Annotated in this window: 9 protein-coding genes; 7 read left to right on the top strand and 2 right to left on the bottom strand. The window is 32.5% G+C overall.

Going from position 1 to position 8,732, the window contains the following annotated elements:
* Both CQA44_RS10345 and CQA44_RS10340 read left to right on the top strand, forming a co-directional pair.
* Positions 1–1,276: molecular chaperone HtpG (locus tag CQA44_RS10345; RefSeq protein ID WP_115547162.1), on the top strand; the 1,276-nt coding region annotated here is incomplete at its 5' end.
* 189 nt (positions 1,277–1,465) lie between these two features.
* A complete protein-coding gene (locus CQA44_RS10340) occupies positions 1,466–2,722 on the top strand; it encodes a glycosyltransferase (RefSeq protein WP_181881869.1) in 1,257 nt (418 codons plus the stop codon).
* An 81-nt stretch (positions 2,723–2,803) separates the two neighbouring features.
* Here the strand turns inward: CQA44_RS10340 and CQA44_RS10335 are convergent, their stop codons facing one another.
* Positions 2,804–3,313 carry a DUF4149 domain-containing protein gene (locus CQA44_RS10335; RefSeq protein ID WP_115547160.1) on the bottom strand — a complete coding sequence of 170 codons (510 nt, stop codon included), beginning with the start codon at positions 3,311–3,313 and terminating at the stop codon, positions 2,804–2,806.
* Entirely contained in the window at positions 3,313–3,597 is a 285-nt protein-coding gene (locus tag CQA44_RS10330; RefSeq protein ID WP_115547159.1) for a DUF493 domain-containing protein, read from the bottom strand. Before CQA44_RS10330 ends, CQA44_RS10335 begins: the two co-directional genes overlap by 1 nt.
* Before the next feature lie 827 nt (positions 3,598–4,424).
* On the opposite strand from CQA44_RS10330, the gene purS reads away from it, so the two are divergent.
* From purS to CQA44_RS10305, 5 genes are all read left to right on the top strand, one after another.
* A complete protein-coding gene (gene purS / locus CQA44_RS10325; protein ID WP_115547158.1) occupies positions 4,425–4,778 on the top strand; it encodes a phosphoribosylformylglycinamidine synthase subunit PurS in 354 nt (117 codons plus the stop codon).
* 9 nt (positions 4,779–4,787) lie between these two features.
* Positions 4,788–5,468 carry a phosphoribosylformylglycinamidine synthase subunit PurQ gene (gene purQ, locus CQA44_RS10320; RefSeq protein ID WP_115547157.1) on the top strand — a complete coding sequence of 227 codons (681 nt, stop codon included), beginning with the start codon at positions 4,788–4,790 and terminating at the stop codon, positions 5,466–5,468.
* A 104-nt stretch (positions 5,469–5,572) separates the two neighbouring features.
* Entirely contained in the window at positions 5,573–7,045 is a 1,473-nt protein-coding gene (locus CQA44_RS10315; RefSeq protein ID WP_181881868.1) for a tetratricopeptide repeat protein, read from the top strand.
* Between the two features lie 230 nt (positions 7,046–7,275).
* Entirely contained in the window at positions 7,276–7,896 is a 621-nt protein-coding gene (locus CQA44_RS10310; protein ID WP_115547156.1) for a type II secretion system protein, read from the top strand.
* 141 nt (positions 7,897–8,037) lie between these two features.
* Positions 8,038–8,574: a hypothetical protein gene (locus tag CQA44_RS10305; RefSeq protein WP_115547155.1), complete on the top strand. Its 537-nt coding sequence runs from the start codon at positions 8,038–8,040 to the stop codon at positions 8,572–8,574.
* Positions 8,575–8,732 lie beyond the last annotated feature (158 nt).

The raw sequence follows: 8,732 nt of genomic DNA, 5'->3' as shown, positions 1-8,732 counted from the left end.
TGTGGAGGATATTAATAAAAAATATTCTAACCACATACAATTTCCTATTTTTCTACATTATGAAGAAGAAAAAAAAGAAGAAGGCAAAGAACCTATAAAAGAATCTAAAAGCGAACAAGTTAATAGCGCAAAAGCATTATGGACACTAAGCAAAGGGGAACTCAAATCAGAAGACTATGAAGAATTTTATACAACCATCTCTTATGATAGAGAAAAGCCCATTAAATATGTGCATACGCTAGCAGAAGGTAGCTTACAATACAAAAGCCTCTTTTATATCCCAGCTACCCCCCCTATCGACATGCAGCGTATGGATTATAGGTCAAATGTTAAACTTTATGTAAAACGAGTCTTCATTACTGACGATGATAAGGAATTATTGCCTCCATATTTACGCTTCATCTATGGCGTGATTGATAGTGATGATTTACCACTTAATGTAAGTCGAGAAATCTTGCAAGAAAACAAGATTTTAGAACAAATCAAAAGTGCATCTGTTAAAAAGATTCTTGGAATGATAGAATCTCTTAGCAAAGATGAAGCAGCTTATAAAGACTTTTATGCAAAATATGGCAAAGTACTCAAAGAAGGATTGTATAACTATGGCGAAAATAAAGAAAAAATTTTAAACCTCATACGTGCTTATTCCTACAATAAAGGCGAGAATATTAGCCTTAAGGAATATAAAGAAAATATGAAAGAAGGACAAGATTGCGTTTTCTATGCCATAGGAAAAGATTTAGATTCTATCAAAAATAATCCCGTATTAGAGAAGTTTAAAGATTATGATATTTTGCTCTTCGCTGATGAAGTAGATAATTTTGTTATTCCACAAATTGGGGAATACGAAGGAGTAAAGTGGGTTGATATAACCAACAAAAATGCAAATGAAAAGATTAAAACTGAGGTGGGTGAGGAAAGTAAAAAAGAATTTGAAAGTCTCATAGAATCTTTCAAAGAGTTAGAAGGGGTAAATGAAGTACACTTGATTGAAGGGATTAGTTCGCCTTTAGTGCTCACAGAGGAAAATTCACAAATGAACTATATGGAACAGATTATGCGACAAATGGGGCAGGAAATACCTGAACCAAAGAAAAATATTGAAGTAAATATTCATCATGAACTCATACAAAAAATCAATAAACTTGAAAAAACGTTGCGCAATAAATATTGCCTTGTTCTTTTTAATGGGGCAAAAATCCTAGAAGGACAAAGCTTAAAAGATTCTAAAAACTATGTTGATAGCATACACGAATTGCTGCTCAATAATCTGTAATCAAATTTGTGTTTTATCTTGAGAATCCATGAATTTTATGCTTGTGTGAGTTTAATTCCCTAAAGAAATCATTATCGTGCTAACTCAAGATATATACATGGCATGTAATATCAACTGACATCATGCGATTCGCATTGAAGCATGAGAAAATATGTTAAGATTCTCTATTCACAAATGCAGGTATCAATCATGAAAATTGTAATGAGCATAAGGAATTTAGCGGAAACAAGTGGAGTAGAAAGAGTTGTAATCAACCTTGCAAGTGCTTTATGTGATTTGGGACATCAAGTAGAAATTGCATGCTATTATAAAGATAAGCATGGGAGGGTCTCTACATTTCCCCTTGATAAGCGTATTGCTATAAGCTATATTTATCCACATCCCGATAATCACACAAATGATAAAGGATTACGCAAGGTAATATGGAAATGGTTTCGGCATTTAATTGTAAATTTACGCATTAATAAACAATACAAAGATGCAGATATATTTATAGAATCTGACTTTTTCTTGCTTTTTCCCTACTTTAAGAGAAGAGGTATGAAGTATATTCGCATTATTCATGTAGAAATAGCAAAATGGAAAAGAAAGAATAGTCTTTTTGATGCAGTCGTTTTACTTAGCTCAAGCGAATATGAAAGATGGCGCAATCGCGCTGATAATATTACAAAAATTTATAATTTTGTTTTCCTGCCTTTTGAATCTCGACTAAAAGATATTATCCGAGATTCAGACAATTCAAATTCTGCCCTAAACCCCTATGACAACTTACAAGACTTCATAGATTCTAAAAGATTACTACTCACAAACAATATAAAAACACATGGCTACAATGTAGATTCCAAAAACAATGATGAATATCCTTGCGCAACTCCAAAATCCTGCAAGATTATAGCTGTGGGGCAAATGTATTCTGAACAGAAAGGCTTTCCTCGTCTTGTGAGTGCATATAGCAAGATAGCTAAAGAATTCCCACACTGTAAGCTTGAGATTACAGGTAAAGGTAACGAAGAAACCATCATGAATGCTCAAATACATTCACTTGATATGACCAAATACATAAAATTAAAACCTTTTAGTACCAATATAGAATCTGTGTATCTACAAGGTGATATTTATGCAATGACAAGCTACTATGAAGGTTTGCCCATGGCATTACTTGAAGCAATGAGTTATGGTCTGCCATTAATTGCTTATGAAATTGACACAATTAAAGATTGTTTCGCTCCTAATCCAGAGATAAGAAATGGAATTTCCTACCATAAAAATGGCATATTAGTCCCTAATAATAACGAAACATTATTTTGTCAAGCACTCAAAGAATTGATTAACAATGAAACCATGCGCATTAAAATGGGACAACAAAGTCTTATTCTTATTAAAAATAAGTTCAGTAAAGAGGTAGTTATGCGCGATTGGCAAGCATTACTTGAAAGTTTAATGTGAAATAAAATTTATCCACAATACTGCAATCCCATATTTTTTGCAAGGTAGAAATATTTGATTAGGATGTATTATAATAAAAACCTATAGTGGTGCTCGTTTAGTATTTATAAGAGATAAACGAATAAAAAAAGCTATTAGAAGGGTAACACAAAGAATTTGCAAAACAAGACTGGTTTGATTAAGAAAAGATTCAGATTCTGGTGTTGCTGCAATTTTTGGTTCATTGCCAAAAATCCTCGCAATCCCCGGTAGATAAAAAAAACAAAATAATAACATTAAAATGACGTTAATAATATTAAGAATCCACACAAAAAAACTACTCTTTCGGAATCTAAAACTTAAAGTCTCATAAATAAATATAAATATCGCACTAATAAGCAGTATATAATAAAGTTGATTGAAAATCGCACTCATAATAATACCTTGATCGTATTTTGTAATGAGTGTTTCTGTATGGGTATTCATACGGAAAATTGCATCTAAATTAAAAATACTAGATTCTAAAAGCCCACATAAAAGCAATGACCCTATGCTTATTGACGTACACAAAAGACATAGTCCTGCAATAAATCTAGAAATTTCAAAACTCATTATATCACCATGATAATACCATCTTGCTTTACAAGACTATCAAAATATGTAAGTCTTTGTGAATCAGATTCTATTTGTACCGTGCAATTAATAGCAACATATTTATGATGACTTGAAAAATGTTCAACGGGTGAAATATTTGCTTTTCCATCAAATACACGCTCAATGACACTTAAAACTACTTCTTTCTTAAAACCAATGATACGATAACTCCAAGAACATGGATATTCAATGTGTGCTTTTACATCAACATTGACTTCTGGGGGGTTGCACGCGTGTTCCATAGTGGTAACCTTTAGAGGCTTAATAATCTCGACAATGATATTGTAGCATGTTTTCAGACTTAAACTTCAGACACGCAAGAGAAATAATTTCACTCTCTATAATAATACAGTAAAACACTCATCTCTGCTTTTAGAATCTAAAAAACATATTAAGACTGTATCTCTCGATTTTATAGATTCTCTATTGAATAGCTCTTGCTTATTGTTCTAGTTATACAAGAAATTGCAAATTTAACTTTGACTTATTTTCTTTATGAGACATAATGTAACTTCAAATACAGATAAAGATAATTATTAGATTCTATAAAATACGAAATTGTATTAAGTTTTGGTTTTTGACATCTTAATATCAGGTGTATCGAATTGCTATATTATCAAGGCTACCTATGATTAACTTAAAAATAACGCTAGATTCTATTAAAACATTGTCGAAAACCAACTGAAAAAATAATCTATATAATAAGAGCTAAGAAAAATGCAATAAAAACTAAAAAGCATTTGCAACACAAACCAAAATTTTTCCTTTTGAATCAATTAGATAAAAATCAATCAGAATTTGTCTGCAAAAATCTCAATACCAAAATTTTAATAAAGTATGATTTTTACCCTATTAAACCAAAATCTTTGATATGTTACTGTGAGCAATAAAGCTCTTACTTTGTAAAATAGGTTAGAATACATTTTAAGTCCTCATTTTTCATGGGGCTTAAAAGCCTAAAACTGCTTTTGTTGTCTTAGATTCTCTCAAAATATGATTTCTTAATAATAAAATACAACAAAAGATTCTATAATTAAATTCTTGAAATTTAATTATAGAAAGGAGTCTCATGCAATTTGAAGCCCAAATAGAAGTCGCTACAAGAAAAGGGGTACTTAATCCGGAATCTAAAGCAATACTGCAGGCATTGCAATCACATAACTTTCCAATTTCAAGCTTGAGTATGAATACAAAATTCTATCTTTCTCTAGAATCTAATTCTAAAGAAAATGCCATAAAAACACTGCAAGAAGCCTGCAAAGAACTCTTAGTGAATCCTATTATTCAAGATTATACTATTCATATAGAAGCTATCACAAAAGTACGTGACAAGAAAAATAACAAAAAAAATTCTGCGTTAGAATCTGTAAGAAATTCTAAAAGTATGCAAGCTAACAAAATCTTGAGCAGTCGCGCACAATAAAGGATTATAATGGTAGCAATACTTATTTTTCCGGGTACAAATTGTCATGAAGATATAGCCTATATCTATGAATATCTAGGCTATGAAACTTGCTTTGTATGGCACACAGAAAAGTCTCTGCCTAAGGAGACAAAGTTAGCTATTATTGCTGGTGGTTTTAGTTATGGAGATTATCTACGATGTGGAGCAATCGCAGCTATGTCTGACAGTATAAAAGCACTTAAGAAATACGCTGATAAAGGAGGGCGCATACTCGGTATTTGCAATGGGTTTCAGATTCTATGTGAAGCAAACATGCTTCCGGGTACTCTTATGCGCAATACAAATCTCAAGTTCATTGCACAAAATGCTCAGCTAGAAGTAGTAGATACTGACAATATGATGTTTAAAAATTATCAAAAAAAACAGAGAATTAGAATCCCGATAGCACATGCGGAAGGAAATTATCAAATAGATTTGAAAACCTTAGAATCTCTTTATGCTAACAAGCAAATTCTTTTGACTTATGTAAAAAATATTAATGGCAGTATAGATAGAATTGCTGGAATTTGCAATAAAGAAAAAAATGTGTTTGCCCTTATGCCACATCCAGAAAGAGCAATTAATTTTAAGTCTATTAATGTAGATACAGAAGATAATTCAAGTGAAAATATTGCGGGCATAGAAATGCTAAAAACAATGTATAATTAACACGCCTAGATACTTAAAGGTTTTTGACATTAGGCTTTAATAATTCGGCATATCTTTTGCTTATTTATAGTATTTAAGGATATAAAAGATAAAGGATAATAACAATGAAAAAAAGGATATTTTCTCTCTTTATTCTCTCCTTGATGGGTTTATCATATCTTTACAGCGCAGATGAGGACAATAAAGAAAAACAAAACACACAAACACAAACACAAAATCCTAGCAACACTAACAATAGCGGAAATAGCAGCAATGGGAATATTGCAAGAGGACCTGTTACTAACGTTCCGCCTCATGGTGGTTATGACTTAAGAGATCCAAGATATTACGATGGCAGATATTATAACGGTGGGGGATACTATCAGCCAACGTATCCTAATTTTTATTATGGACCACAGAGATATGATCCTTATGACCCACGTAATTACGAGCAATATTATTATGGACCGCAAATTCAACCTGCCCCGGTATATCCTTCTTACCCCCAATATGGACCAGTCTATAATCCTCAGCTTAATGTTACACCTAATCAAAATAACCAGAATCAAAATGCCCCCACCAATAATAACAATGATAATAGATGGTTTGATGATGATAGACGTTCGCAAATTCAACTAGCTCCGCTTCCTCCAAATGATATTGCAATCAGCTATGCACCCAGAATTCCTCCTATGCCCTATACTCCCAATAATATAAATATCGTGCAACCTAGCTATAATTTTCCTAAGCCCGATGATAGCCCCTTAGAAAATGCCCTAGCTGACCCCAGAAGCTCAAGTGCTACTTTAAATGCGGGTGTAGATGCTGCAAGAAAGGGTGATTACAAAAAGGCTCTTAGTATGTTTAATACCGCATGTGACCAAGGCAATCCCGCAGGTTGTTTTGGAGTAGGCGTGATGTTTATGTACGGAGCAGGAGTGCAAAGTGACACACAAAAGGCGATTAAATACTATCAAAAAGGCTGTGCAGGAGGAGATCCTACTGCATGTGCTAATCTTGGTATGATATATGATGAAGCTCCAAATATGGGAAACAATAAACAAAAGGCTGCAGAAATGTATATGACAGGTTGTGCTGGAGGAGATGTAGATGCCTGCAATAATATTGGCTGGGCTTATGCAAATGGGCAGGGAGTGCCAAAGGATATTAACAAAGCCCTGCAATATTATCGTTTTGCTTGTGATGCAGGCAGCCAACTTGGTTGTTATAATCTAGGCTTACTCAATAATACCAATAATACCTACGGTATTAATGCAGCCTCAATGAATCCTGTAGATTTAAATTATGTTGCCTGTAACGCAGGAGACATTGTTGGTTGCGCTAATCTTGGCTGGATTTATTCGCAAGGTATCGAAGGAGCACCAAGGAATTATGGGCTTGCTGCACAATATTTTAATACCGCTTGCATTGGAGGTGTAGCAAGTAGCTGCAATAACTTAGGTGTTCTTTATGAGCAAGGTAGAGGCATTACACAAAATGCGGGACAAGCACTAGAAATGTATAGTCTCGCTTGTGAAGCAGGATTACATAACGGCTGCAATAACTATAAAAACCTTAAGGCAAAGGTTGGTAGATAGATAAATTAATTCTAGTAATCTCTTAAGTTTTTTACATAGATTTACTGAAAAATATTATCGTAACTTGTATGTAGATTCTATAAATGACATAAATAGAATCTAAACTTAACTTTATAGTGAATCTGCTGACTTAATCCACGATAGTCATTAAGATTTAGATTTGCTTAATCAATCACATATTTTAAGTTTTAATATAAGGCTTATTGTGTTGCTATCATTAAGGAATAAATATGCGAACCTTTCCCTATAAGAGACTTGTCTCTAAGATAAAGTGCGCAATAGATAATTTAAAAGAAAAATTGAGGTTTTTTGTATATTCTCTGACTTTATGCCCTAGATTCCATAAGGAAAAAAGACATGTCAAAACCAAATCTAACACGAAATCAATCTCTCAAATAGCAGTTACATGTGTTTCTAAGCCAGCTTTTAGTATGATGGAATTACTCTTTGTCATTGTTATTTTGGGGATATTGGCTAGTTTCGCATTGCCAAGACTTAAATTCTCTCGTACAAATGCCTTAACGGTAGCAATTCAAAGCGATATACAAACAATTATTGCTAGTACACAGGAATATGCTATCACCAATGAGATATTAATACAAAATGCCAATCCACAATGGCTTATGTCCTATATACATTTATCACCACAACGATGGGTGATTAGCGGAGATTCATTGAAAATAGGGAAAAACGGGACACTGGATTCACAGAATGATTGCTTGAGTATTCGCTTTGACGGGATTGATTATTTGCAAATTTTATTTAATCAGAGAACACAATCTGCCTTATGCCAAAATCTATTGAAAAACTACAATGGAGATATACTAGTCCCACTTAATATTGCATTATAGCTACCACTTCCACAACTAAATAGCACAGGTGGATATTTATCAGCATTTATAAGTAAATATTGGAAATGGTTTTATCTTAGTGCTGGAGTAACAGCTGGAATAGGTTCTTCACATATAAAGGATAGCAATGAATATAAGACTATGATCAAAGACACAAGTGGGATTCTCAATCTTGAATATTATCTAGGAAGTAATCTTGGTTCATTAGAAAATCCTATTCTTCTCTCTTTTGCCTTGTATTTAGACGGATACGATTTAGTTCAAAATAACCCTAACCATAAGCTAAATAATAAGATGTCTTTTGTGGGCATAGATATAGCAGGACATATCACAATAAATAAGAATATTGATATAGAATATAAAGCTGGATATAGCTATCTTTTTAGTGGTGTCTATTGGATTCGCTCCTATGCCAATAAGTCTTATCTTAATGGTGGTCATAGATTTGAAGTTTCTATTGGCATGCTTTATAGACAAAATAGGGATAATCTTATTCAAACAGAAGTAAATAAAAAATTAGATTTTTATACAAGATTTAAAGTGATTTATTATGATATTAATGCTTCAGATGTCATACTTATCAACTCTAAACCCATAAATTATCCTATGAGTAAGAATCTTATGTTTATGCTTGAATTTGGTATTGCTTCACATTTTAATTATAGAATCTTTCACTAAGAGTAAGAAAATATCATTAACTCCTAGAACACTCAATAAGTATATAACTAACTCACATTAATATATAAGATTACATAAATATATAAGATTACATAAATATATAAGATTACATAAATATATAAGATTACATAAATATATAAGATTACATAAATATATAA

It is taken from the genome of Helicobacter sp. MIT 14-3879 (assembly GCF_003364125.1).
The sequence above is the reverse complement of the archived record's forward strand: the minus strand, read 5'-3'. Positions and strand labels throughout refer to the sequence as shown.

Bases quoted from the DNA above. Each gene is read 5' to 3' on its own strand.
- purQ (WP_115547157.1), top strand. From the start codon at position 4,788: ATGGTAGCAATACTTATTTTTCCGGGTACAAATTGTCATGAAGATATA.
- CQA44_RS10305 (WP_115547155.1), top strand. From the start codon at position 8,038: ATGATCAAAGACACAAGTGGGATTCTCAATCTTGAATATTATCTAGGA.
- CQA44_RS10310 (WP_115547156.1), top strand. From the start codon at position 7,276: ATGCGAACCTTTCCCTATAAGAGACTTGTCTCTAAGATAAAGTGCGCA.
- CQA44_RS10340 (WP_181881869.1), top strand. From the start codon at position 1,466: ATGAAAATTGTAATGAGCATAAGGAATTTAGCGGAAACAAGTGGAGTA.
- CQA44_RS10330 (WP_115547159.1), bottom strand. From the start codon at position 3,597: ATGGAACACGCGTGCAACCCCCCAGAAGTCAATGTTGATGTAAAAGCA.
- purS (WP_115547158.1), top strand. From the start codon at position 4,425: ATGCAATTTGAAGCCCAAATAGAAGTCGCTACAAGAAAAGGGGTACTT.
- CQA44_RS10335 (WP_115547160.1), bottom strand. From the start codon at position 3,313: ATGAGTTTTGAAATTTCTAGATTTATTGCAGGACTATGTCTTTTGTGT.
- CQA44_RS10315 (WP_181881868.1), top strand. From the start codon at position 5,573: ATGAAAAAAAGGATATTTTCTCTCTTTATTCTCTCCTTGATGGGTTTA.